This is a genomic window from Neorhizobium sp. T25_13, from assembly GCF_002968675.1.
Classification (GTDB): Bacteria; Pseudomonadota; Alphaproteobacteria; order Rhizobiales; family Rhizobiaceae; genus Neorhizobium; species Neorhizobium tomejilense.
In genome coordinates this window covers 559,167-583,819 of sequence record NZ_PVBI01000001.1, presented here as the reverse complement: position 1 = coordinate 583,819, position 24,653 = coordinate 559,167, and the positions used below count along the sequence as shown (strand labels likewise).

The window sequence follows — 24,653 nt, the reverse complement described above, 5'->3', positions numbered from 1 at the left end:
TTGGTCTCGTTCAGGCTGTGGCGGCGTAGGCGGCCGGATAGGTGATGTCGGGCATGCCGATAAAGGCATTGCCGCGCCTCCCCACCATGCCGGGAGCGGCGAAGGGCCGAGGATAGACGACCGCTGCGGCGGGTTTCACCGTGGCGATCCTTTCGAGCGCCTCGATCTGGTCGGCGGGCATGTCGACATTGACGATGATGTCGTTATGCGGGCCGGTCGTCATGCGCGGCATGTTCATTGCCTCCTCGATGTCGAGGCCGGCATGCAGGATCATGCCGGTGAGCTGGGCAAGCGACGGCACGATCTGGTTGCCGCCGGCGGCACCGAAAGCCGCGAATGCGCCGTTCTCGTCGGTGATCGCCACCGGGCACATGTTGCTCGGCGCATAGGCGTTCGGCGTCAGCGAGTTGGCGCGGCCGGGGGTCGGGTCGAACCAGGACATGCCGTTGTTGAGCAGGATGCCCGTCGATGGCGACAGGGCGCGGGCGCCAAACCGGTTGAGCAGCGTGAAGGTGATCGCGACCATCCGGCCCTCGGAATCGACCGCGTTGACCTGCGTCGTGCTGGTCTTGTTGGTCGTCTCGGCCGGGTTGAGGCGTTTGCGATGGGCGCCGAAACTCTCCCAGAGGGCTTGGGCCATGGCTGTAAAGAAACCAGCGTCGACCGGGCCTTTGCCGCGCGTCCTGTCGAAGTGATCGAGCGCGTCGAAGAGCCGTTGGCCGGCGCTGGTTTCCCCCGCCACATGCACGGTTTTGCCCTGCAATGGCATGGTCCGGGATGGATAGAGGAGGGGCGCGTAATTGGCCAAGTCCTCCAGGGTGATCGAGCTGCCGCCGGCATTGAGGTCGGCGACCAGCTTCTCGCCGATCGCGCCGCCATAGAGCGAATCCGGGCCTTCGTTCGCCAGCTGCTCCAGCGTCCTGGCGAGCTGCTCGAGAGGCAGCGTTACTCCAGGCTCCGGCGCGTGGCCACTGGGGAGAAAGATCGAACGGGTGCCGGGATCCATGGCGAGCTCGCCCTCGGCGATCGCGATCGCCAGCGTCGTGTGCCAGTCGACATACATGCCCTTGCGGGCACGCTCGATCGCCGGGGTCAGCGCCCGGTCGAAGCCGATCGTACCGTAACGCTTCAGCGCTTCAGCGAAGCCGCGCACGCATCCGGGCACGACGGCCGCGGTAAAGCCGCGGACATTGCGGTTGTCGATCGATGCCGGGTGGCCGATGAAGGTCCTGATGCTGGGATCGGGCCTGTAGAATTCCTCATCAAAATACGAAGGCACGCGGCCTGTGAATTCGACGACCTCGACCGTTCCGTCCGGCTGGGCGACCAGCATGTAGCCGCAGGCCGCCAGACTGGTCATCCAGGGTTCGACGGTCTGCAAGGTGAAGGCGGCGGTCACGGCAGCGTCGACGGCATTGCCGCCCGCTGACAGGACCGCCGCCCCAGCCTCGGCCGCCGCGTAGTGCTGGGAGGTGACGACGCCGCGCTCGCTGACGCCGGCGATCTTGCGGTAGATACCGCGCTCGACGCGAAGATGATTGTATTGCGGATTTTCCATCATTTCGGCTCCAGCGCAGCGGCAACCAGACGGCTGGCACCGGAGAGATCGCCCAGCTTCTCGCCGGCTGCGATCTTGTCCTTGTTGCGGCCCGCCCGTGCCTGACGCGCGATTGCCTCCTCGATGACGTCTTCGGCCTCATCGACCGGGATCACCACGACGCCGCTTGCATCGGCAACCACGATATCGCCCGGCAAGACCGGAACGTTGCCGCAGGAAATCGGCAGGTTGAGCGAGCCGCCGAGATCGTTGAGCCGTGTGGTGATGCCGGAGACGCCGCGTGACCAGAACGGCAGATCGAGTTCGAGGATTTCCTCCACGTCGGTGCAGGGACCGTCGAGCACAACACCGATGGCGCCGGCCGTCTTGATCGCGAAGGCGACGCCGCCGCCGATGCAGGCGTGGCGATCGTCGCCCAGCCTGTCGACGAACAGGAAATCGCCCGGGCGAATGAAGCCGATCGCGTGATGGAGGAGGGTGGAGTCGGTCGCCGGGATCGCCACCGTTACCGCCGTGCCGACCAGCGTCCTGCCCGGCTCGACGACGGGGGAAATCGATTGATGCACGAAACCGCGATGGCGAAAATGGCCGATGGTCGCCACCTCGACGCTTTCGAACCTGGCGATGAGTTCCGGGTCGACCTGTTTCGGCATGCTGCCGATGTGATATTTCTTCATGGGGTTTCCTCCCGGGATTTTGCCGTCCCGGCCTCGGTTTCACGGGCGTGACGCTGCCAGCCCCTGCCGGGCACGGCGGCGAGCAGTTCCTTCGTGTAGGTTTCCTTCGGCGCGCCGAACAGCGAGGCGGGATCGCCCCGTTCGACGATCCGTCCGTTGCGCATCACCGCGATATTGTCGCAGATCTGGCTCGCGACGCGCAGGTCGTGGGTGATGAACAGGATGCCGAAGTCAAGCCTCTCCTGCATGTCGGCCAGCAGTTTCAACACCTGCGCTTGCACCGAGACGTCGAGGGCAGAGACGCTTTCGTCGGCGATCAGCAGTTCCGGCTCGACCGCGAGCGCGCGGGCGATGCAGATGCGCTGCCGCTGGCCGCCGGAGAACTCGTGCGGGAAACGGGTCGCCGAGGCACGGTCGAGGCCGCAGGCTTCGAGCAGGTCGAGCGCGCGGGCCATCGCCGCCTTGCGGTCGAGGCCGTGGATGACCGGCCCCTCGGCAATGGAATCGCCGACCTTCTGGCGCGGATCGAGCGCAGTGTACGGATCCTGGAAGACGATCTGCACCTTGCGGCGGGCCTCGCGCAGCGCCTTGCCATTGAGGCCGGCGAAATCGCCGCCTGAAATCAGGACGTCGCCGCTTTCCGGCTGCACGAGGCGGATGACGCATTGCGCCAGCGTCGACTTGCCGGAACCGGACTCGCCGACCAGGCCCAGCGTTTCGCCGCGGCGGATGGTGATATCGACGCCGTCCACCGCCTTTACTGAGCGGCCGCCGCCGAAGAGGCCGGAGCGGGCGAATGTCTTGACGATGTTCCTGGCGATCAGCACCGGCTTGCCAAGGCCTTCTCGTTCTTTCCGTGGCGTCAGCGTCGGCACGGCGGCGAGCAGGCGGCGGGTATAGTCTTCTCTCGGATGGTTGAGGATTTCGTCGCGCGTGCCGATTTCGACCAGCCTGCCTGTCTGCATGACGGCGACGCGGTCGGCGATCTCGGCGACCACGCCGAAATCATGGGTGATGAAGATGGTGCCGGTATCGTGTTTGGCGCGCAGGTCCAGCATCAGCTTGAGGATCTGTGCCTGGGTGGTGACATCGAGCGCGGTGGTCGGCTCGTCGGCGATCAGCACCGAAGGATCGAGGGCAAGGGCGGTGGCGATCATCACCCGCTGGCACTGGCCGCCGGAAAGCTGGTGCGGATAGGAATGGTAGATCTGCTCGGGATTTGGGAGCTGAACTTCGCGGAAGAGATCGATCACCTTCTTGCGGATCTCGGCCCCACCCAGCGACGTATGGATGCGAAATGTCTCCGACACCTGTTCGCCGACCCGGAAGATCGGGTTGAGCGCCGCCGTCGGCTCCTGGAAGATCATCGCGATGCGCCGGCCGGTTATGTCCCGGCGGGACGCCTCGTCGAGGGTGAGCAGGTCCTTGCCCTCGAACATCACCTTGCCCGCCGGCTTGCCGAGGTTGCGGGGCAGGAGCCCCATTGCGGCCAGCGCGGTCAGCGATTTTCCGGAACCGGATTCACCGACGATGCAGAGGATCTCACCCTTGCTGACCGACAGTGACAGGTCCTCGACCGCAAAGGCGCGATCGGCGCCGCGTGGCAGCGGCACATTCAGGTGTTCGATGGAAAGCCGCTCGTTGTTCATGAGGCCGCCTTTTCTTCTTGTGGTGAAAAGGCCGTCACCGAGCGCATGTCGCAGCGGCGCAGGTGCTCCACGAACCGGGCGCAGAAGCCGACGAGATGCTCGACCATCTTCTCGCCCTTCTCGGCGCTGGCGAGCAGCGGGTCGCCGCCGAGCATGCCGTCGGCATTCACCTCGTCGCAATTGAGCGGCACGTGCACCGGCATGCCCTCGAACTGGACATTGTTGACGCCCCCGGTCGGCAGGCCGAAGGCCTTCTCGCGCACCGAGGGGCGGGCCAGGTCCATCCGCATCAGTTCGGGGAAAAGATGCAGGTAGATCGAAGTCAGCGGATCGCCGCCATGGCCGCGCGCCGCCGCGACCGAAGAGCCGTGCAACTCTTTCCAGACCGTATCCGGGATCGCCTGCCAGAGATTGATGAAGGCGACGGAAACGCCGCGCTCGGCACGGATGCGGCGAAGCGTCTGGTCGAAGAGCGGCGCATTGCTGGTATGGCCATTCAAGATCAGGATGTGCTCGACGCCGTGATCGAGAAAGGCGGTCACGGTATCCTCGACCACGGCCGAGAATGTCGAAGCCCGGAACTGGATGCCGCCCGGAATGGTCTTGAAGAAATCGGCGTAACCGAAGGGGATGATCGGCGCCACGATCGCGCTGGAGGCTTCCGCCACCTTTGCCGCCACCGCTTCGGTCAGCATGAAATCGCCCATCGGGGCATGGGGTCCCTGTTCCTCCTGGCTTCCGAAGGGCAGAAGGATGACGGGTTTTTCGGAAAGACGTTCGCGGAACTCCGCGAACGTCATGTCCTTCAGCGCATGCTTGCGTGTGCTTGCCATCATACGAACTTGAAGTAGTCGCCGTAGATGCGCATTTCGCCGTTCGGCTTGAACTTGAATTCGATGCCGGCGCGGTGGGCGCAGTTGTAGACACTCTTCCAGAGATAATAGCCGGGCGTGATGCGCTGCCATTCTTCGGAAAGTGCGAGATAGGCTTTTTTGCGCTCCTCGAAATCCGTGGTGGCATCGAACTTCTTGCCGAGTGCGATGAATTCCGGCGATGGGTCCCAGGTCTTCCATGTAGCGGTCGAACGCGATGCCGTCGGACCCCAATCGAGCCACAGCGGCTGGTAGGGGTCGCCGGGGATGAAGTCCGAACTCATCGACATGTTCATCATGTGATAGGGGCGGCGGTAGACGAGCTCGAAATTGTCGAGAATCTGCGCCTCGACATTGACGCCGATCTCGCGCCACTGCTCGACCATGATTTCGGCAGCGGCTTCGTAGTTCGGGTAAAACTGGCGAGTGATATGCCACAGCAGCTTCTCGCCCTTGTATTTGGTCTTTGCGACGAGCGCCTTGGCGGCCGCCACGTCGTAGGGGAGCTTCACCGGCAAGTTCGGGTCGTAGAATTTGCCGTATTCCTTGAAGTTGAACGGAACTGCCGGGTGTTCCGTGGTTCCGTTGAAGAGCGCCTGGACGATCGCGTTCATGTCGATCGCCTGGACCATGGCGTAGCGCAGGTTCGGATCGACCAGCGGATTGTCTTCCGGATCGGGACGGGTGTTGAAGGCGAGAGCCGGGTAGTTGTCGGCGAGAACCCGCTTCAGCGTCACGCCCTGGTATTTTTCGAGCGCTGCTTCCTGGTCGGTCGGAATGTTGACGATGAAGTCGAATTCCTTGGAGACGAGACCGGCCATGCGGGCGGCGAATTCCGGAACGATCTTCCAGGAGATCTGCTTGACCGGCGGCGGGCCGCCCCAATAGTCGTCGAAGGCTTCCAGAACCATGATCTCGCCGGAGCGGAAGGTCGTGACCTTGTAGGGGCCGGTGCCGATCGGTTTCTGGCCGAAGGCGTCGACGCCGACTTCCATGTAATATTTCTTCGGCACGACAAAGCCGATATAGCCGGTGAGCTTGCTCGGCATGTTCGGGTCCGGCCGCTCGGTCTCGATCTCGAACGTGTATTTCCCGGTCGCCTCGACGCGCTTGAAGCCGGCGGTGAAAGTCTTGCCGCGCGGTTCGAATGGTTTTGCGCCCCAGAGACGTTCCGGCGACAGCGTGAACACCGCGTCTTCCGCCGTCATCTCGGTGCCGTCGTGGAACTTCACGCCTTCACGCAAAGTGAAGGTCCAGATATTGCCCTTCTGCTCCCATTTCGTCGCGAGCTTCGGTGCGAAGATCAGGCCGTTCTCGTCCTTGATGTAGTCGCGGTCGACGAGGTTGTCGTAAAAATTCGGAAAGATACGGCGCGACGTCGTCGAGATGCCGTTGATCGTCGCCATATTGGCCCAGAGATTGTCGACCGCGATATTGAGCGACGGCCGGTCCGCCGCATTTGCTTTCGGCAGGCTGCCCACCATCGACAGCGCCCCCGCTCCGAGAATGAGACTTCCCACTTCACGTCTTGTAAACATCGTTCCACCTTCCCTTGTTCATTTATGTTCGAACGGCATTTTCAGGTTGTTCGGGCACGCAGCATCGGATCGAGCCGGTCACGCAGCCAGTCGCCGACGATGCTCATCGAAAGCGTGACGAGAAAGATGACCAGGCCAGGCCAGATCGAGATCCACCACGCGGTCGAAAGGTAGTCCCGGCCATCACCGAGGATCTGACCGAGGCTGGTCTGCGGGGCCTGGATGCCGAGGCCCAGAAAGCTGAGCGAGGTTTCCAGAAGGATGATCTGCGGGAACGTCAGGGTTACCTGCACGATCAGGGCACTCGCCACGTTCGGCAGCACATGTTTCAGATAGAGCCGGCCGTTGCCGGCGCCGAGCGCGACGATCGCCTTCGCATAAGGCTGGTTGATCGCCGACAGAACCACACCGCGGGAGAGGCGGGCGTATTTTTCCCATCCGAACAGGCCCATCAGGATGATGAACAGCGTCATGCTGTTGCCGAAGAAGGCTAGCAGCGTCAGGGTGATGAGGATGAACGGCAGCGACGCCTGGAAGTCGACCAGCATCATCAGCACTTCCTCGACCCAGCCGCGGAAATGCGCAGAGATGAAGCCGACGACGGAACCGAAGACGGCGCCGATGATCGTGCCGGCGATCGCCACCGAAAGCGACATCTGCAGGCCGGCAATCACTCTTGCGACCATGTCGCGGCCGATGCGGTCCGTGCCGAGCGGGAAGTTTGGATTGCTGCCGGTCATGAAGGCCGGCGGCTTCAGGCGGGCGAGCAGGTTCTGCTGCGACATGCCGTGCGACGTGAAGACATTGCCGATGATGGCGACGATGACCGCGATCGCCAGGATGACGATGGCAAAAACCAGAATGGGGGAAACGCGCTTCATCCGCCGGCCCTCAATTCTGCACGCGAATGCGCGGGTCGAGCAGGCCGTAGAGCAGGTCGACGACAAGGTTTGCGAGCACCATCGTCACCGCCATGATCAGCACCAGCCCCTGCACGACCGCAAGGTCGCGCGAGGAGACGGCGGTTACCAGCAGGCGGCCGACGCCCGGCCATGCGAACACGGTCTCGACGACGATGGCGCCACCGATCAGCTCGCCGAGATTGAGGCCGATAATGGTGACGAGCGGGATGCTGGCATTCGGCAGCGCGTGGAAGATGATACGTTTCCAGTAACCGACGCCCTTGGCGGCGGCGGCGCGGATATAGAGCTTGTCCAGCACTTCCAGCATCGCCGAGCGGGTGAAGCGGGCGAGCGTGCCGGCCGTGAAGGTTGCAAGCGTGATGGCGGGCATGATCAGGTGCAACACGGTGCCGGTGCCGGAACTGGGCAGCCATTGCAGGCTCAACGAAAAGAGCAGGATCATCAGGATGCCGAGAAAGAAGTTCGGCAGGGCGAAGCCGAACACGGCGGTCGCCATGATCAGGTTGTCGAAGGTCGAACCGCGCTTGATGGCGGCGATGATGCCGGCCGGCACGCCGATCAGGATGGCCCCGATATAGGAAAAAAGGCCGAGGATCAGCGTCCACGGAACCCGTTCGGCGATGATGTCGATGACCTCGCGGCCGTCGCGATAGGAAATGCCGAACTGGCCGGTCGCCATCTGGACGACGTAGCGGAAATACTGGATCCACAGCGGATCATCGAGACGCCAGAGCTGGCGGAACTGTTCGACTTCCTCAGGCGTGGCATCGGCGCCGACAAGCGCCACGACCGGATCCCCGGACGTTCTCAGCACCACGAATACGAAAGTCACCACGAACCAAAGCGTCAACACGGTCCGCAAAATTTTCAACACCCAGAAACGCGTCATTCACGCTCCGTTTCGGAAGCCGAAGCTCCAGCTGTTCCAATTTTATCGTCGTTTTTTTGAAACTAATCACGGGAATAGATTATTATCTATTACAAAATCACGGGGGTATTGATATGTTTCCGATATGAAATATGGCATCGAATTTCGTCACCTCCACTATTTCGCCTGCGTCGCCGAAGAGCTGCATTTCAGCCGCGCCGCCGACAAGCTCGGCATGGCGCAGGCGCCGCTCAGTCAGCAGATCCGGCAGCTCGAAGATCGCCTCGGCACCAAGCTTTTCCGCCGCACAACCCGCCGGGTAAAATTGACGCCGGCCGGCGAAATCTTCCTGCGTCACGCCCAGGAAATCCTAGGCGGCATCGACAGGGCGGTCACGCATACCCGTTCCATTTCCGGTGACGATAGCGGAACGATTTCCGTCAGCGGCGTGCATGTGGCGCTATCGCATGTCCTGCCGCCGGTCATTGCGGACTTTCGAAAACGCTATCCGGCGATGACCGTCGACGTGCAGGTGCTGGGCACGGCGCAGCAGCTCGAACTGCTCCAGAGCAGCAAGGTTCAGGTGGCCTTCATCCGCCCGACCAACCCGGCAGGTTTCCTGAAGACCGAGCATATCCTGCAGGAAGGTTTCGTGGCGGTGCTGCCCAGGGAGCATCGGCTGGCGCAGAAGGAAGACCTGACGGTCAAGGATTTCGCCGGCGAGCCCATCATCACCTATGCCCCGACTGTTGGGGCGAGCTACTACCATGCGATCATGGGTGCACTCCGCCGCGCCGGCGTCTACCCAGTGATCGTGCAGGAGGTGTCGCATACCTTGGCGATCGGCACGCTGGTAGCGGCCGGCGTCGGGATTGCGATCGCGCCGTCCTGGCTCGCCCACAATCCAAGCCCCTATCTCGTGTACAGACGGCTTGACGACATCCCCGCCGAGGTCGAACTGCTCGTCGCCTGGCATGCGGAGGAAAAATCAAAGATCGTGCTCGATTTTGTCGAGACGACGCGTCGGGTAGCGGCAATGAAGGATGTGAGAACCGCTATCAAGTGGCCGGCCATGTCCGTCCCGCCGGCACAATTCGAAACGATCGGCGGGCAGCCCGAATAGCCGACTGGGGCAGGCAAGCGGCGCCGCTGTTGATTGACAGGGAGCCTGAAATCTGGTGCGATTGTGGCGCGGCTTGAGGAGGCTGCGTCATGGAGGAGGACGATCGGATATGATCAAGCTGGTTGTTGCCACAGCGTTTGTTGCCCTCGTGCCCGGCTTGACGCCGGCCGTCGCCGCGGATTCTCCGCCCGAAGCCAAATGCTCGGCGGCGAAGAGCCTTCAGCTGGCCGGGTTCGACATGAAGGTCGCGAGCGCCGATCACATCAAGGACAAGGGCCTCGCGCATTGTCTCGTCAGCGGGTCGTTCGAACACCGCACCGGCGCGGACGGCAAAGCTTATGCCATCGGTTTTTCCATTGCCTTGCCGGACAGTTGGACGGGAAGGTTTCTGGTCCAGGGCGGCGGCGGTCTGAATGGCGTCGTGCGGCCAGCCCTGGGAGACGTGGCCGCCGGAACGCAGAATGGCCTTTCTCGTGGTTTCGCCGTCATCTCGCATGATAGCGGCCACAAGGGCGAAGCCTGGGACGCCTCCTTCCGGGCGGATCAGATTGCCACGCTGAATTTTGCCGGCTGGTCGGTCGAGAAGGTCACAGCCCTCGGCAAGGCATTGGTCGCCGCCTACTACGGCAAGGCCGCCGATCGCTCTTATTTCGCAGGATGCTCGACCGGCGGGCGCGAGGCGATGGCATCGGCGCAACGCTTTCCCACATTGTTCGACGGCATTATCGCCGGGGCTCCTGCCATGCGCACAAGCCGTTCGAACATGTCGCTCGCCGCCAAGAACGTTGCGATGAACAAGATTTCTCCGGCCGGTGCCGATGGCGCGCCGGACCGCTCGAAAGTCTTTTCGGATGCCGATCGCGACCTGGTCCTCAAGGGAATACTGAAGGCCTGCGATGGCCTTGATGGCCTCAAGGACGGAATGATCGCAAATCCGGGCGCATGCAAGTTTGACCCGGCGAGCCTTGTTTGCCCTGCCGGTAAAGCCGACGTTTGTCTCACGAAGCAGCAGGTGGACGTGGTGACTGAGACGTTTTCGCCGACACTCGATGCATCAGGTCGGCCCGCCTATGTGGCGTTTCCCTACGATACGGGCGTCATGAGCACGGCAGACCCCATTCCAGGGCTCATGCGGTTCGACGACAAGCGCAACCGGCAGTTCAAGAACAACGCCATGAGTTTCGATGTGGACGATGCCGTCGAGAAAGCCGATATCGGCGATCCGCAGCAGCGGCTGATCAACGCCGATCAATGGACGGATCTCAGTTCCTTCGCCGCCCGGGGAAGCAAGATCATTTTCTTCCATGGGGTTAGTGATCCGTGGTTCTCGTCCAACGATACGGTCGATTTCTTCAACCGGATGAGCACGGCGACCAAGACCGGCAAGCCGGTGGAGGACTGGGCTAAGCTCTATCTCGTTCCGGGCATGGCCCATTGCCGTGGCGGCCCCGCCGGTCTCGACCAGTTCGACATGTTGACCGAGCTGGTCGACTGGGTCGAAAAGGATGAAGCTCCACGAAGTGTCGAAGCTTCGGGCAAGGCTTTTCCCGGCCGGACCCGTCCGCTATGCCCCTACCCGTCCTACGCGCACTACAAGGGGGACGGAAATGTCGACAGCGCGGCAAGCTTCGACTGCCGGACCCGCTAACATGGGGCCCTTGGCCTTGCATGATTAAGCGCAAGCGACTGGATTCCGGACTCCAGTCGCGAGGCGGGACCATTGCTGATGGTGGGGGTCTTCCCGCATCGCCATCATTGTTCAGTGCTCGTGATTCGCATATCCGCCAGACGATCTATTTCCGCGTCCAGATGCGGGAGTACAGGAACTTGTTGTGGACATGTCCACCCGGCACCACCGAAAGGAGCAACCGGGCCTACCTCGTTTTCTCGATTTGAAATGATGTGTTCCGCTCGATCTTATGGGCTATCCGAAGATCGCGTGGAGTTGTGAATGTTTCTGGTGGCAGTCGAGGACAGTGACGATTTTTTTGCTGAAGACATCAGGATTGAAAACGGGAGATTGTACACAACCGTGACTGACGGTGTCCGATCGTTCAAGTTGTCAAGCGTGTTGGAAGTCGTACCGGTCGAGCTGGAGAGCCGCAGTCCCGTCGAGCGGATCGAAGACGTGGTCGCGTCGATCAAAGATCTCTTCCACATCGAGGTTGCAGATACGGGGCCGGATTCCGGAAAAGTCTCTTTCAGACCTTGATGCGACTTCCCCGATGTTGCGAGAAAGCCGCTCAAGGGACTGAGGCAGCCCGTGAAACCACGGATTACTCCGCGCTGATATTGCCCTTTTCGATGACGTCCTTCCAGCGCGCCATCTCCTTGTTGAGATAGGTGCCGAATTCCTCGTTCGAATTGGCGACGACGTCGAAGCCCAGCTTGTTGAACTTGGCAACGATTTCGGGGTCTTTGAGCGAGGCCTGGATCGCCTGATTGAGTTTTGCCTTGACGTCGGCCGGCAGACCTTTCGGCGCTGCAACGCCCTGCCAAGCGTTGACGACGATATTGCTGTATCCGAGCTCCGTGAGCGTCGGCACGTTCGGCAGCAGCGGATGGCGTTTCTCGCCCGTCTGGGCGAGCGCCTTCATCTGCCCGCCCTGCACGAAATTGATGATCGCACCGAGGTTCTGGAAGGACACGTCCACATGGCCGCCGACGAGATCGGCCTGTGCCGCGGAGCCTCCCTTGTAGGGCACATGCACGCCCTTGGTGCCGGTCGCCTGCCAGAAGAGGGCGGCAGTCAGGTGATCGGAAGAGCCGGTGCCGGAACTTGCGAAGGTGACGCTTTCCGGCTTTTCCTTCATCGCCGCCACGAGTTCCTGGACGCTGGCCGGCTTGAATTTCAGCGTGGCGACCAGCACGTTGGGCGTGCTCACCGCGACCGTCAGCAGATCGAAGTCCGTCACCGGATCGTAGGAGAGCTTCTTTTGGAGATAGGGGTTGGTGGCGAAAGTGCCGAGCGAGGCGACCATCAGCGTCTGGCCGTTGGCTTCCGCATCGGCGACCAGGCCGGCGCCGATCGCGCCGGTGGCGCCCGGCTTGTTTTCGACGACAATGTTCGCTCCCAATACCTTGGACATGTGCGGCTCCATGAACCGCGCGGTCGTATCGGTCGCGCCGCCTGGCGGGAAGGGCACGATAATGGTGATCGGGCCGTCCGGGAACGCCCTGGCAGCGCCCGCGGCAAGAGCGATGCCGAGGCTAAGCGAAATGGCGAGCAGTGTTCGCGCTTTCATGGTTCATCCTCCTCAATGATCCTTGACGCCGCTTTCCGGTGATGGCCGCTGCGGCGCATGGCGGCCTGCGGTTCTTCGTCAGCGCACCAGGCACGGCCGCTTGTTGTCGAAGCGCCAGTCCTTGATGAGATATTGCATGGCGGTCGCGTCGTCGCGCGCGCCGAGCCCGTGCTTCAGGTAGAGCTGGTGGGCTTCCTCGACGCGCTCCATATCAAGCTCGACGCCGAGCCCCGGCCGGTCCGGCACCGCGATATGTCCGTCCTCGATCTTCAGCGGCTCGCGGGTCAGCCGCTGTCCGTCCTGCCAGATCCAATGGGTGTCGAGTGCCGTTACGCGCCCGGGCGCTGCCGCGCCGACATGGGTGAACATCGCCAGCGACACGTCGAAATGGTTGTTGGAATGCGAGCCCCAGGTCATGCCGAAGGTCTGGCAGACCTGTGCGACGCGCACGGAGCCCTGCATGGTCCAGAAATGCGGGTCGGCGAGCGGGATGTCGACCGATTGCAGCTGGATCGCGTGCGAGAGCTGGCGCCAATCGGTGGCCACCATGTTGGTGGCGGTCGGCAACCCGGTGGCGCGGCGAAACTCGGCCATGATCTCGCGGCCGGAATAGCCCTGCTCTGCGCCGCATGGGTCTTCCGCATAGGCGAGCACGTCGCCGCGTCCCTTGCAGAGGCGAACCGCCTCCTCCAGCGACCAGGCGCCATTGGGATCGAGGGTAACGCGTGCGTCGGGGAAGCGGCGAGCGATGGCCGTCACCGCCTCGATCTCCTCGTCGCCTCGCAAGACGCCGCCTTTCAGCTTGAAGTCGCGAAAACCGTAGCGCTCCTGCGTTGCCTCGGCGAGCCGGACGATCGCTTCCGGCGTCAGCGCCTCCTCGTCGCGCAGCCGCAACCAGGCGTCGGTCTCGCCTTTGCCATCACGATAAAGGAGGTCGGTCTTTTGGCGATCGCCGACGTAGAAGAGGTAACCGAGCATCTCGACCCGGTCGCGCTGCTGGCCATCGCCGAGAAGGGCTGCCACCGGCACGCCGAGATGCTGGCCGAGAAGATCGAGCAGCGCCGATTCCAGCGCTGTCACCACATGGATTGTCGTGCGCAGATCGAAGGTCTGCAGCCCGCGGCCGCCGCTGTCACGGTCGCCGAACGTCTTGCGCACCTGGTCGAGCAGGCCGTTATAACCGCCGATCGTCTGGCCGATCAGGAGAGGGCCTGCTTCCTCGATCGTCCGGCGGATCGTCTCGCCGCCTGGAACCTCGCCGATACCCACACGACCCGAATCGTCTTCGATGATCGCCAGGTTGCGGGTGAAGAAGGGAGCGTGCGCGCCGCTGAGGTTGAGCAACATGCTGTCGCGTCCCGCAACCGGGATCGCCCGCACGGAAACGATCCGCGGCGTATGCCGGGCGAGATGGCTGTTTGCGGCGTGGGTCGATGAATTCGGCTCGATGAGCATCCGGTCCTCTGTCATGTCGGGCACTTCTCAGGTCATGCGGGTTTCTGGCCAGCTTGGCGCGGCAATCTTCAACTAAGTCGCGCAAGCGAACTCATTTGTCAATATAAGTAAATATTAGTAAGCGGTCGACCCACTTGGAAAGGGCGGATGCCGGGGATAGGATGTGGCGATGGATGAGATAATTCAGCAAACCCGCACCGTTAAGGACCTGTCGTCACATGTGCTCGCCCGGCTGGAAGCGATGCTGGAAGCGCCGGCCTGGCAGGGGGGCGGACGCCTGCCTCCGGAGGCGGAGCTTGCCCGGCAATTCGGCGTATCGCGCCCGGTCCTGCGAAAGGCGCTGGTGAAGATGCGCGACGCCGGCCGGATCATTTCCCGGCGAGGCTCGGCCAATTTCGTGCAGCCTCGGGCGGATGTCGTGCCGTCGGCCGCCGACATTCAGGGGCTGTCGATCCAGACGGTGTTCGACATGAAGCGCTGCATGCGGTTTCGCCAGGTGGTGGAATGTGCGGCAGCGGAGGATGCGGCGCGGCTTTGCGATCCCGAAGGAATCCGCGGTATCGAGGACGCGCACCGTCGGATGCTGACCCTGCCGCCCGGCGAGGGCGTCTTTGAAGCAGATTTCGCCTTTCACATGGCCGTGGCGCAAGCCACTCGCAACCCGTATTATCCCTTTGCGCTCGGGACGATGCGCAACCAGATCAAGCTGATGATGGAGTTCACCCGCAAGCTGCAAGAACGGCCGCCCGATCAGGTGGCGCCGCGTGTCGTCGAAGAGCATCAGCGCGTCCTTGAAGCGATCAAGGCCGGCGACGCGGTGCAGGCACACGAAGTCATGAGTTTCCACATGAGCCAGAGCGTCATTCGACTTCTGGTCGAAGACGGCGCGTGAAGCGACATCAAGTTCTGCGCAAAGGTACCCGATACGGCGAAATATGCCGGTCCTCGGTGCTGCCGCTCCGCGCTCCGCGCGCAGGTTCAGTCGAGTTTTTCCAGATAGGGCAGGTCATGCGGATGCACTTCGCGGGTTACCTGCGTGATGCGGTCGGTCGCCCGCTGACGCGAAATCTGCAGGTGCTGTCGCAGCGAGGCTGCTGCGTCTTCCGTCCTGCCGGCCTGAAGCCGCTCGTCTTGCCAAAAATCAAATGACGTCTAGTGTGCATACTAGACGTTGGTTGTGCGCCTGTGGAAGGGGTTCCCGAACCGGGTCGCCTATGGGCACGACGCTTTCGCCCGGCTTGCTGGTCGGACCGACGAGGCGGCCGATCCCGAAGAGATGCGGCGCAGCGTCATTTCCCGTCAGGCGATAGGTCGGCTGGGCGCAGTGAAGGAGATGGCGGCCGCGGCCGTTTTTCTCTCCAGCGACGAAGCAGCATTCATGACCGGCCAGATACTCGTGATCGACGGAGGACAGACGCTTTGAACCAGACTTCAGCCACCGAGGATACGGTCCATGTGGCAATCGGCGATGTCGAGCGGTTCTGCCGCGCGGTTTTTCTCGCCGCCGGGACGGATGAGGCGACCGCGGATGCCGCGACCAGGGCGATGATGCATGGCTCGCGGCTCGGCGTGGACAGCCACGGGGTGCGCCTGCTCGACCATTATATCACCGCAATGACCGGTGGCCGGGTGAACAAGCGCCCGAACATCACGGTGACCCAGTCCGTGCCGGCGGTGGCCTTGCTCGACGCCGATCACGGCCATGGCGCGCTTGCCGCCTATCGCGCCATGGACAAGGTGATCGAGCTTGCCGACACATGCGGCATTGGCGCCGTCTCGATCCGCAACAGCTCGCATTTTGGCCCGGCCGGCGCCTATGCGCTGGATGCGGCGCAGAGAGGGTATATCGGCGCCGCTTTCTGCAATTCGGACAGTTTCGTACGTCTGCACGACGGGGCGATGCGGTTCCACGGCACCAATCCGATCGCGTTTGCCGTGCCGGTCGCCGGGCAAAGGCCCTGGCTGCTCGACATGGCGACGAGCGCCATTCCCTATAACCGCGTGAAGCTCTACCGCAGCCTCGGCCGAGAGCTTCCGGCGGGCGTCGCCTCGGATGTCGAGGGTCGCGACATCCGTGATCCGTCGCTGGCCGAGATGCTGGCGCCGGTCGGCGGCGAGTTCGGGTTCAAGGGCGCGGGGCTGGCGGGCCTGGTGGAAATCCTGAGTGCGGTTCTGTCGGGCATGCGGCCGAGCTTCGACCTCCTGCCGATGAACGGCCCGGATTTTTCCACGCCCCGCGCCCTTGGCGCTTTCGTATTGGCCATGAAGCCCGGCGCTTTCGTGCCGGAAGACGTCTTCACCGCCGGCATGCAGCGATATGTCGAGGTGTTGCGGTCTTCGCCGCCGCGCGAGGGCACGCGGGTGATGGCTCCGGGCGACCGCGAATGGATGGTCGCCGACGAGCGTGAACAGCGTGGCGTTCCACTGGATCCGGCAACGCGGGAGGCGTTCGCAAAGCTTGGCGAACACTTCGGGTTGGAGCCCCCCGCGCTTTTGCCGTGACGACTGCCGGCGGAGGAGCCCGGCAAGGCAAACGATGTCCAGGAGACACGAAGAGGAGGAGAGCATGCGCATTTCTGCAAAGAGACTGCTGCCCATGCCGAACCTGCTGTTCAACCCGTGAACCGGGTCCGCGCAGGCCTCGCCGGGCTGTCTGCTCCAGATACAGCGCGGTCAGCGCCTCCGGACTTTGTGTCGATCCCATCAGACGATCGATATTACCGCTATAATTCAGCGTGTTGACGTTTCAAGGCCCCGCGAATTCCTCAGGCAAAAAATGGAATTTTGCCGTCTCGCCTCCATATAAATGGGTGGAAGCATGGAAAGGAAGAGATCATGACAATGACTTCAGAGGACGTCATCGCCGTACTCGGCCCCGTCGACCGGACACTTGTGACCGAGGTAATCGCAACCGGGGCGACCCAGGCTGAGCTGGCCGAGGCCTGGGCCTGGATCAGCAACGACGAAGCCCTGATGGGCGAAGGGCGGCATCTGCCGATCGGCAGGGTTGCCGCCCTTGTCGATCTGCTCGCCGCCGACGAAGAAGAGCAGGCCGAATAAACTTGGCAGTGGTTCCGATCGGACCTGGCCTCGGGCGGGCCATATGCGTCGTGCGCGAATTCCTCCATTGCAGGCCTGTCCCGGATGGTGATCATCCCTCGCTGCGAGCGGATGAACAAATTGCCCTCAAGGATGTGCAAGGAGCTGGTCACGCTGGGACGCCGTACGGCCAGCATCACCGAAATGAAATCGTGGGTAAGGGCAGACTGCCTTCGCGGCGGTGGGCAGTTTGGTCTTCGCAGTATCCGTGTCTGCGACGCAGCCGGGGACCTTCTTTCGGAGGTCACGGTTCGTCAGGCGCTCGCCGGCATCATTCCTTCCGGCGCGGTTGAACCTCCGCCGGCTGCTTGAACGCCCAGGTTCCCAACGACCATGTAAAGCTGACTACTGTTGGCCGGGAGGCCGCGCATGATCATGCCCCCAGGCCATAGCGGGGATGCGTGAGAGTTCGCTCGATACCGCGAAGCTCCGCCAGCCCCTTCAGCCGCCCGATGGCGGGATAGCCCGGCTGCGCACCGCGGGTCAGGTCGTCGAGGATTTCCTGCCCGTGATCCGGTCGCATCGGGATGCGGTGATCCTCGCGGCCTTCCCCGCGCCGACGGGCCTCCTCCGAAAGCAGCGCGGCGATCACGGCAACCATGTCCGTTGCGCCTTCCAGGTGCTCGTCCTCGAAGAAAGAGCAGGGGACCGTATCGGTGTCCCGCGTCACATTGCGCAGATGCACGAAATGAATGCGGTCGCCAAAGCGCGAGGCGATGAAGGGCAGATCGTTATCGGCTCTTGCGCCCAGCGAGCCCGTGCAGAGCGTCACGCCATTGGCGCGCGCGCCGACCTGATCCAGCATATGTGCGTAATCGGCTTCGGTCGACAGGATGCGCGGAAGGCCGAGCAACGGCCAGGGCGGATCGTCGCCATGGGCGCAGATGTTGATGCCGACTTCTTCCGCCACGGGCGTGACTTCCATCAGGAAGTCGACGAGGTTCTGCTGCAGTCGTGCCCGGTCGATGCCCTGGTAGGACCGCAGCTTTTCCAGCAGCTGGTCGAGCGTATAGCCGTCCGCCGAGCCCGGCAGCCCGGCGCCGATGTTCTTGCCCAGGGCTGCGATCTTTGCATCCGCCATTTCGGAACGCCGCTTCGCCGCATCCTCCTGCAGCCATTCCGGATAATCGCCGTGGGCCTTGGGACGTTTGAGGATATGGATATCGAAGGCGGCAAAATCGGTCAGGTCGAACCGCATGGCCTTGGCGCCATGGCGGGTGTCCCAGCGCAGGTCCGTGCGTGTCCAATCGAGGATCGGCATGAAATTGTAACAGACCGTGCGGATGCCGGAGGCCGAGAGACGCCGCAGCGTTTCCTGCCAGTTGGCGATATGGCGCTTCCAGTCGCCGGTCTGCGTCTTGATGTCTTCGGAGACTGGAACACTCTCAACGACATCCCACACCAGGCCGCCAGCCTTGATCTCCTCATGCCGCCTGGCGATTTCGTCGACCGGCCAGACCTCGCCGGTCGCAATATGATGGAGCGCCGAAACGATGCCTTCCGCGCCGGCCTGCGCCGCATCTCTCACGCTCACTTTGTCGATCGGGCCGAACCAGCGCCACGTATGTCTCATGTCTTGTCCCTCACGATTATTCGGTCTGCCCGAATGTGATCTGCACCTTGCAGGCCTTGGAACGATCCGCAGCCTGCTCGAAAGCCGCGGTCACCGCATCCAGCGGGAAGCTGTGCGAAATGATCGGCCGCACGTCGATACGCCGCCTGGCAATCAGATCGACCGCCTCGGCGAATTCGGTATGGAAGCGCTGCGAGCCGCGCCAGACGATCTCCTTGCCGACCAGCGCATTGAGCGGGATGGTCATGTCACCCGTCACGCCGACCTGGACGAGGGTTCCGCGCGGCTTGATCGCGGCAAATGCCGATCGCAGGGCCGCACCTGAAGCCGAGCATTCGAACACCACGTCGAAACTTCCCTTGTTCTCCTGGAAGGGGAGAAGCCCGTCCGGATCGGAAGCCACGTTGATCGTCTCGGTCGCTCCCATGGACGGCGCGCGTGACAGTGCCGCATCGGCCAGATCAGTTACCACGATCCGGGCGGCGCCCGCATGCCGGGCCGCGGCGACCGTCAGAAGTCCGATCGGACCTGCGCCCGTGACCAGCACGTTGCGACCCGACAGGTCCCCGGCCTGGGCGACAGCATGCAGGCACACGGCAAGAGGCTCCGCACAGGCGGCCTCGCCCGGCGTCACATCCTGTCCCACCGGATGGCACTGGATCGCCGGGACGACCAGTTTCTCGCGGAACATGCCGTTTTCGTGCGGCAGGCGCATCGCCGAGCCCATGAAACGCATGTCGAGGCAATGGATCGGCTGGCCGGTCCGGCAATATTGGCAATGGCCGCAGGGCTGCGATGGATTGACCGCAACCAGTTGCCCGAGCTCGAGCCCTAAAACCCCTGCGCCCAAGGCCTCGACGAAGCCGGAGGCCTCGTGGCCGGCGATGATGGGTTCGCGAACCCGCACCGGCCCGAACCCGCCATCCTGATAGTAGTGGAGGTCGGAGCCGCAGATGCCGCCCGCCGCCATTCCAAGCAGCACGTCGCCTGGACCGAGGTCGGGGGCATCCAGCGTCTCCACTCGGAGGTCACGCTGAGCGTGAAGGCGGGCAACGCGCGTCTGCATCGCACTGGTACCTTTCGTTCAAGAGGTCGCCGGTCCACCGAAGGCGGACCCGGCAGTTATCGGATCAGGCCCAGCTGGGTGGGCAGCCAAAGCGTGATCGCCGGGATGAAGGTGATAAGACCGAGCGCGATGAACAGCGGGATCATCCAGGGCAGGATGGCGAGCGCCGTTCGCTCCACCGACAGTTTGGAGATGCGGGAGAGAACGAAGAGCACCATGCCGACCGGCGGAGTCAAAAGGCCGATCATCAGGTTGAGGGTGATGATGAGACCGAGATGCACCGGATCGATGCCGTAGCGTGCGGCCACGGGCATCAGGATCGGTACCAGGATGCTGATGGCGGCGATCGTATCGAGGAAGGCGCCGACGATCAGAAGCAGAATGTTGACGATGATCAGGAAGGTCCACCAGCTGTCCGTCAGGCTGAACATGAAGTTGGAGAACAGCTGCGCTGCCTGGCTGACCGTCAGCAGCCAGGCGAAGATGGATGCCGCGGTGACGATGAACAGAACGGAGGCCGTGGTTTCGATCGTATCGAAGGATGCCTTGGCCAATGCCCTCAGCGTCATGGTGCGATAGCGCACCAGGCCGAGGAAGAGCGACCAGAGGACGGCAGCCACGGCGGCTTCGGTGGGCGTGAACCAGCCCATGGTCATGCCGCCGATCAACAGGACAGGCGTCATCAGGGCCATGACTGCGGAAAAGTCGAAGTACCAGTCCAGCGCCACCAGAAACGCAAGCCCGATCAGCACCGCAACATTGACCGACAGGCCCGCCAGGATCATCAGGTAGACGGTGGCAGGGAAGGCAAGCACGATCGCCACTTCGAGCGAGGCGCCGAGCAACTGCTTCAGCTCGAAGGGCGTATCGGAGCCCCAGCCCTTGCGTTTGGCGAAAATATAGACGGTGAGCATCATCAGCGATGTCATCACGATGCCCGGGATGATGCCCGCCATGAACAGGGCGCCGATCGACGCATTCGCCATCATGCCGTAGATGACGAAAGGCAGCGACGGCGGGAAGATCGGGCCGAGCGTTGCCGACGCCGCGGTAACGCCGACGGCCGCCTCGACCGGATAGCCATGGTCTTTCATGGCCTTGATTTCGATCGTGCCGATGCCGGCAGCATCTGCCAGCGCCGTCCCGGACATGCCGGAAAAGACCACCGAGCCGATGATGTTGACCTGCGCCAAGCCGCCCTTCATCCAGCCGACGAGCGACAGCGCAAAACGATAGATGCGGCCGGTGACGCCGGCAATGTTCATGAGGTTGCCGGCCAGGATGAAGAACGGCACGGCAATCAGCGGAAAGCTTTCGACGCCGGCGATCATGCGCTGAGCGGCGATGATGTCAGGCGCCACGCCGTAGATCACCAGATAGAGCAGCGAGGCGACAGCCATGGACACGGCGACCGGCGAACCGATCATCAGAAGGACGAGGAATGACCCGATCAGAAGCAGCATGGTCAAATTCCTCCCGCGTGAATATCGTCCTGCGCCTGCTCGCGCACGGTCTTGGTGCCGGTCAGGTCCTTGACCAGGTTGTGGACGGATCGCAGGAACATCAGGGCGAAGGCTGCAAAGACTGTGTAGAAGACGATGCCGCGCGGCAGGTCGACCGTGACCATTCGCTCCTCCCCGACAATCTCCAGATAACGCCACATCAGCCATGTGATATAGGCGAAGAAGGCAATGCTGATCGCATCGACCACGAGTTCCAGGAGCCTTCCGGCCCGCCTCGACAGGAAACGGTAGAGCAGATCCACATGAATGTGCCGGACCATTCGCACGCACATCACGGAACCGAGAAACACGACGACGACTAGGCAGTTGGCGGCGATTTCCTCCGTCCATGAAAAGCTGTCGTTCAGCACGTAGCGTGTGAAAAATTGCAGGAATACGGATAGACCCATGGCCCAGAAGACCGCAAGCGTCACCCAGTCCTCGATGGCATAGGGAGACAGGTCAACGGGCGCTGCTTCTTCCTCAAAGGCATGCGCCATTTCTTCCACGCTTATCGGCGCGTGCGAATGCTCCGTCATCGGGTCCACTCCGTTCATGAAAAATCGCAAGAGGTTGCCCCGACGCGTTGCACGCCGGGGCTGGGATCATCACTTCAACGCGCGGATGGCTTCCCAGTCGGCCTTTTCGTAGCCGAAGTCCTCGAGCTTCACCTTGTCGATGACGTTCTTCTCGAAGTCTGCCTTGTCGACTTCGGTAACGGTCAGGCCCTTCTTCTTGAATTCATCGACGAGCGCCTTTTCGCGGGCTTCGATGGTCTTGGTCGTGCGGGCTGCGGCTTCCAGCATCACATCCGTGAAGATCTTCTTGTCTTCGTCGGTGAGGCTGGCCCAACGGGTTTTGGAGACGACGGTATTCAGATGATCGACGATATGGCCGGTCAGCACGATGTTCTTCTGAACCTCGTAGAACTTCTTGGCCTCGATCGTCGTCAGCGGATTTTCCTGCGCTTCCACCGTACCGTTCTGTAGTGCCAGATAGACTTCCGCAAAAGCGATCGGCGTCGTGTTGGCACCGCAGGAGCGCGGCATTGCCAGATAGGCCGGAACATCCGGTACGCGCATCTTCAGGCCCGCCATATCGGCGCATTTGGAAATCGGCCGATTGGATGTGGTGTGGCGCGTACCATAATAGCTGAGAGCGACGATGTGGTTGCCCGTCTTGTCTTCGTAACCCTTGGCGAGCTTCTTGAAGACTTCGCTCTTCGTGTAGGCCAGAAGATGGCTCGGGTCGCGGAAGATATAGGGATAATAGGTGACGCCGATCGGCTTGTGGTCGCGCGCCGCAAAGCTGGAGCCGGAGATGATGATATCCACGGTGCCGAGCTTGAGGCCCTGGTTGATATCGGCTTCTTTTCCAAGCTGTGAAGCCGGGTAGACGTCGATCTTGTAGCGGCCATTGGTCCGCTTGGCGATCTCGCCGGCAGCCCAGACCGAGTCGGTGTGGAAAGGCTCGGGTGTCTCATAGACATGAGCCCATTTCAGCACGGTTTCGGCATGCGCCGAAAGCGTCGATGCAACGATGATGGCAGCGGCGCCCAGCAATGTCTTCAGTCGGTGTTTCATTCTTTCCTCCCAGGTGAAACGGAACTGTATGGTCGATCCGGCCGCGATGGCGGACGGTCAGTCTTCTCGGGTCGGTTCCTCCCCGAAGCTTTCCGAGAATCTTTTTTGCGCCAGCGTCAGGTGACGACGCATGGCTTCGCGCGCCGAAGCGGGATCCCCCGCGGCGATGGCGTCACGAATGACACGGTGCTCATCGAGCGCCAGCTTCCATGTGTGCGGTCCTTCAAAGTAGCTGGCGAGCTTGGTGAAATAAGGCGACATCCGCGTATCGTAGATCAGCCCCGTGAAGTGCTTCAGCGCCGAGTTGCCGATGATGTCGGCGATGGCGGTGTGGAAGTCGCGGTCGCAGGCAAGAGCGACCGGGCCGTCGTTCAGCGACTGCTCCATGCGCTCCAGCAGCAGATCGATGCGGGCGATGCCGTCGGGTGTCGCGAGACGCGCGGCCTCTTCCGCGATGCCGCTTTCGATCAGGCAGCGCGCCTGAAGGATTTCGAGGGGGCCACCGCCTTCGTCGTTCGGCAGGACACCGGTGGGCTGTTTCGGGGCGCTGGAGATGTAGACGCCGGATCCCATCCGGATCTGGATCCGACCTTCGACCTCGAGCACGATCAGTGCCTCGCGAACTGTCGGCCGGGAAACGGAAAATCGCTCGGCAAGCTCCCGTTCGGGCGGAAGCCTCGAACCCGGCTTCAGCTCCCCCGTGTCGATCAGCACACGAATCTGCTCCGCGACCTGGCGATAAAGCCGGCGCGGCTCCAAAGCCACGAACATCGAAATCCTCCGAGCGCATCACTCCCTTGATGCGCAGGCGGTCAGATTGTCTGACCAATTTCTACTATGAGTGAATTGGAAAATCTGTCAAGTCGCAGATGGCCGGGAACTGGATTTCATTCCGCGCGTGGTGTTTCGGTTCTCAACGCCGCAATCAGCATGTCCACGAATGCAGAGACTTTGGGCGGACGGAAGCGTGCAGCCGGATAGACCGTGAACACGCCGCCCGAGGGCAGCTGCCAATCGGGCAGGACGTGAACCAGGCGCCCGCTCGCCAGTTCAGCGTTCGCGAGGAAGTCCGGCAGGACCGACAGCCCGCCACCTTGCCTCGCAGCTTGCATGACCGCCGGCGTGGTATTGATCGCGATGGACGCCTTAAACCGCACCGTGAGCGTCTCGTGATCGCCGCGCGTGAACCTCCACTCCAAAGGTTCTCGCAGCGCGTTGTTGGCAACAAAGGGCAGGGCGGGCAAATCGGCGAGCCCGTTCAGTTCCGCTATTCTGCCGGCAAGCTGAGGCGGACCGACCAGATATTGCCGAAACGAGCCGATCCGCCTGGCCTGCAGGCTTGAGTCGGTCAGCCACCCGACACGAATGGCGAGGTCCATGTTGTCGGCGACCAGATCGACCATCTTGTCGCTGAGGTTCAGTTCGACCTTGCAATCCAGATAGCGGGCCGTGAAGGCGGTGACCACAGGCACGATGACCGAGGTGCCATAGTCATAGGGCGCCGTGATCCTCAACAGGCCTTTGGGTTCTGACCTGGCTTGCGCCAGTTCCCCCAGGGCATCCTCGGCCTCTCTCAGGATCGATACGCATCGGGCGTGAAACATCCGGCCCGCTTCGGTCGGCTGCAGACGCCGCGTCGTGCGCATCAGCAACGTCGTGCCGACCTCCTGCTCGAGCCTTGCAACCTGCTGGCTGACGACCGCCTTGGTAATGCCGAGATACTCGGCCGCCCGGGTGAAAGACCCCGCATCGATGACAGCCACGAAATAGGCGAGCCGATTGAGATTGGTCGCATCCTGCATGAAGGCTTCCCCTGTGATTGTTAGCTCTTAGCATACATTCTGTCGTGTTTGTTGGTCTTCCTGGCTCTATTTCCTCATGTCATTTACGGCTTCACAAGCAGCGCGGCATGAGCGGCAGGA

At 62.4% G+C, this 24,653-nt stretch carries 23 protein-coding genes and 1 pseudogene; 7 read left to right on the top strand and 17 right to left on the bottom strand.

Annotated elements, in window-relative coordinates:
* Positions 1-10: 10 nt before the first annotated feature.
* From C5J22_RS02785 to C5J22_RS02755, 7 genes are read right to left on the bottom strand one after another with little or no spacing between them, the layout of a single operon-like run.
* A complete protein-coding gene (locus tag C5J22_RS02785; protein WP_105437050.1) occupies positions 11-1,558 on the bottom strand; it encodes a gamma-glutamyltransferase in 1,548 nt (515 codons plus the stop codon).
* A complete protein-coding gene (locus tag C5J22_RS02780; RefSeq protein WP_105437049.1) occupies positions 1,558-2,235 on the bottom strand; it encodes an RraA family protein in 678 nt (225 codons plus the stop codon). The genes C5J22_RS02785 and C5J22_RS02780 overlap by 1 nt, the downstream gene beginning before the upstream one ends.
* A complete protein-coding gene (locus C5J22_RS02775; RefSeq protein ID WP_105437048.1) occupies positions 2,232-3,884 on the bottom strand; it encodes an ABC transporter ATP-binding protein in 1,653 nt (550 codons plus the stop codon). The genes C5J22_RS02780 and C5J22_RS02775 overlap by 4 nt, the downstream gene beginning before the upstream one ends.
* Complete coding sequence (locus C5J22_RS02770; RefSeq protein WP_245440272.1) at positions 3,881-4,717, bottom strand: creatininase family protein; 837 nt, start codon at positions 4,715-4,717, stop codon at positions 3,881-3,883. The genes C5J22_RS02775 and C5J22_RS02770 overlap by 4 nt, the downstream gene beginning before the upstream one ends.
* A complete protein-coding gene (locus C5J22_RS02765) occupies positions 4,717-6,294 on the bottom strand; it encodes an ABC transporter substrate-binding protein (protein ID WP_105437046.1) in 1,578 nt (525 codons plus the stop codon). Before C5J22_RS02765 ends, C5J22_RS02770 begins: the two co-directional genes overlap by 1 nt.
* 41 nt (positions 6,295-6,335) lie before the next feature.
* A complete protein-coding gene (locus C5J22_RS02760) occupies positions 6,336-7,175 on the bottom strand; it encodes an ABC transporter permease (protein WP_105437045.1) in 840 nt (279 codons plus the stop codon).
* Positions 7,176-7,185: 10 nt separating this feature from the next.
* Positions 7,186-8,106 carry an ABC transporter permease gene (locus C5J22_RS02755; RefSeq protein WP_105421636.1) on the bottom strand — a complete coding sequence of 307 codons (921 nt, stop codon included), beginning with the start codon at positions 8,104-8,106 and terminating at the stop codon, positions 7,186-7,188.
* 124 nt (positions 8,107-8,230) lie between these two features.
* Here C5J22_RS02755 and C5J22_RS02750 point away from each other — a divergent pair, with 124 nt between their 5' ends.
* The 3 genes from C5J22_RS02750 (at position 8,231) to C5J22_RS02740 (ending at position 11,420) form a co-directional block, all read left to right on the top strand.
* Positions 8,231-9,208 carry a LysR family transcriptional regulator gene (locus tag C5J22_RS02750; protein ID WP_245440271.1) on the top strand — a complete coding sequence of 326 codons (978 nt, stop codon included), beginning with the start codon at positions 8,231-8,233 and terminating at the stop codon, positions 9,206-9,208.
* Between the two features lie 109 nt (positions 9,209-9,317).
* Positions 9,318-10,856, top strand: coding sequence for a tannase/feruloyl esterase family alpha/beta hydrolase (locus C5J22_RS02745; protein WP_105437044.1), 1,539 nt, complete (start codon positions 9,318-9,320; stop codon positions 10,854-10,856).
* A gap of 303 nt (positions 10,857-11,159) precedes the next feature.
* Positions 11,160-11,420, top strand: a complete 261-nt coding sequence (locus tag C5J22_RS02740; RefSeq protein WP_105437043.1) for a hypothetical protein — start codon at positions 11,160-11,162, stop codon at positions 11,418-11,420.
* A gap of 64 nt (positions 11,421-11,484) precedes the next feature.
* Here the strand turns inward: C5J22_RS02740 and C5J22_RS02735 are convergent, their stop codons facing one another.
* Both C5J22_RS02735 and gudD read right to left on the bottom strand, forming a co-directional pair.
* Positions 11,485-12,453, bottom strand: a complete 969-nt coding sequence (locus C5J22_RS02735) for a tripartite tricarboxylate transporter substrate binding protein (protein ID WP_105437042.1) — start codon at positions 12,451-12,453, stop codon at positions 11,485-11,487.
* A 78-nt stretch (positions 12,454-12,531) separates the two neighbouring features.
* Positions 12,532-13,923 (bottom strand): glucarate dehydratase, encoded by a 1,392-nt coding sequence (gudD, locus tag C5J22_RS02730; protein ID WP_371412531.1) that lies wholly within the window; start codon positions 13,921-13,923, stop codon positions 12,532-12,534.
* Positions 13,924-14,077: 154 nt separating this feature from the next.
* Between gudD and C5J22_RS02725 the strand changes: the two genes are divergently transcribed.
* The 4 genes from C5J22_RS02725 to C5J22_RS02705 all read left to right on the top strand — a co-directional run bounded on the left by C5J22_RS02725 (position 14,078) and on the right by C5J22_RS02705 (position 16,968).
* A complete protein-coding gene (locus C5J22_RS02725) occupies positions 14,078-14,800 on the top strand; it encodes a FadR/GntR family transcriptional regulator (protein WP_105437041.1) in 723 nt (240 codons plus the stop codon).
* A gap of 285 nt (positions 14,801-15,085) precedes the next feature.
* Positions 15,086-15,331, top strand: coding sequence for an SDR family oxidoreductase (locus C5J22_RS02715; RefSeq protein ID WP_305778773.1), 246 nt, complete (start codon positions 15,086-15,088; stop codon positions 15,329-15,331).
* On the top strand, positions 15,328-16,410 hold the full coding sequence (locus C5J22_RS02710; RefSeq protein ID WP_245440269.1) for an Ldh family oxidoreductase: 1,083 nt from the start codon (positions 15,328-15,330) through the stop codon (positions 16,408-16,410). The genes C5J22_RS02715 and C5J22_RS02710 overlap by 4 nt, the downstream gene beginning before the upstream one ends.
* A gap of 333 nt (positions 16,411-16,743) precedes the next feature.
* Complete coding sequence (locus C5J22_RS02705) at positions 16,744-16,968, top strand: hypothetical protein (protein WP_046665581.1); 225 nt, start codon at positions 16,744-16,746, stop codon at positions 16,966-16,968.
* A gap of 14 nt (positions 16,969-16,982) precedes the next feature.
* Here C5J22_RS02705 and C5J22_RS31570 read toward each other — a convergent pair.
* The 8 genes and pseudogenes from C5J22_RS31570 to C5J22_RS02660 all read right to left on the bottom strand — a co-directional run.
* Positions 16,983-17,168: pseudogene (locus C5J22_RS31570) on the bottom strand (Crp/Fnr family transcriptional regulator); the annotation flags it as partial.
* Positions 17,169-17,380: 212 nt separating this feature from the next.
* Positions 17,381-18,580, bottom strand: a complete 1,200-nt coding sequence (gene uxuA / locus C5J22_RS02690) for a mannonate dehydratase (protein ID WP_105437038.1) — start codon at positions 18,578-18,580, stop codon at positions 17,381-17,383.
* 16 nt (positions 18,581-18,596) lie between these two features.
* Positions 18,597-19,646, bottom strand: a complete 1,050-nt coding sequence (locus C5J22_RS02685) for an L-idonate 5-dehydrogenase (RefSeq protein ID WP_105437037.1) — start codon at positions 19,644-19,646, stop codon at positions 18,597-18,599.
* 56 nt (positions 19,647-19,702) lie between these two features.
* Entirely contained in the window at positions 19,703-21,109 is a 1,407-nt protein-coding gene (locus C5J22_RS02680; RefSeq protein WP_046635894.1) for a TRAP transporter large permease, read from the bottom strand.
* Between the two features lie 2 nt (positions 21,110-21,111).
* Positions 21,112-21,687: a TRAP transporter small permease gene (locus tag C5J22_RS02675; RefSeq protein WP_105437036.1), complete on the bottom strand. Its 576-nt coding sequence runs from the start codon at positions 21,685-21,687 to the stop codon at positions 21,112-21,114.
* 69 nt (positions 21,688-21,756) lie between these two features.
* Positions 21,757-22,731: a sialic acid TRAP transporter substrate-binding protein SiaP gene (locus C5J22_RS02670; protein ID WP_105437035.1), complete on the bottom strand. Its 975-nt coding sequence runs from the start codon at positions 22,729-22,731 to the stop codon at positions 21,757-21,759.
* 57 nt (positions 22,732-22,788) lie between these two features.
* Positions 22,789-23,502: a FadR/GntR family transcriptional regulator gene (locus C5J22_RS02665; protein ID WP_105437034.1), complete on the bottom strand. Its 714-nt coding sequence runs from the start codon at positions 23,500-23,502 to the stop codon at positions 22,789-22,791.
* A gap of 116 nt (positions 23,503-23,618) precedes the next feature.
* Positions 23,619-24,533, bottom strand: a complete 915-nt coding sequence (locus tag C5J22_RS02660; protein WP_105437033.1) for a LysR family transcriptional regulator — start codon at positions 24,531-24,533, stop codon at positions 23,619-23,621.
* Positions 24,534-24,653 lie beyond the last annotated feature (120 nt).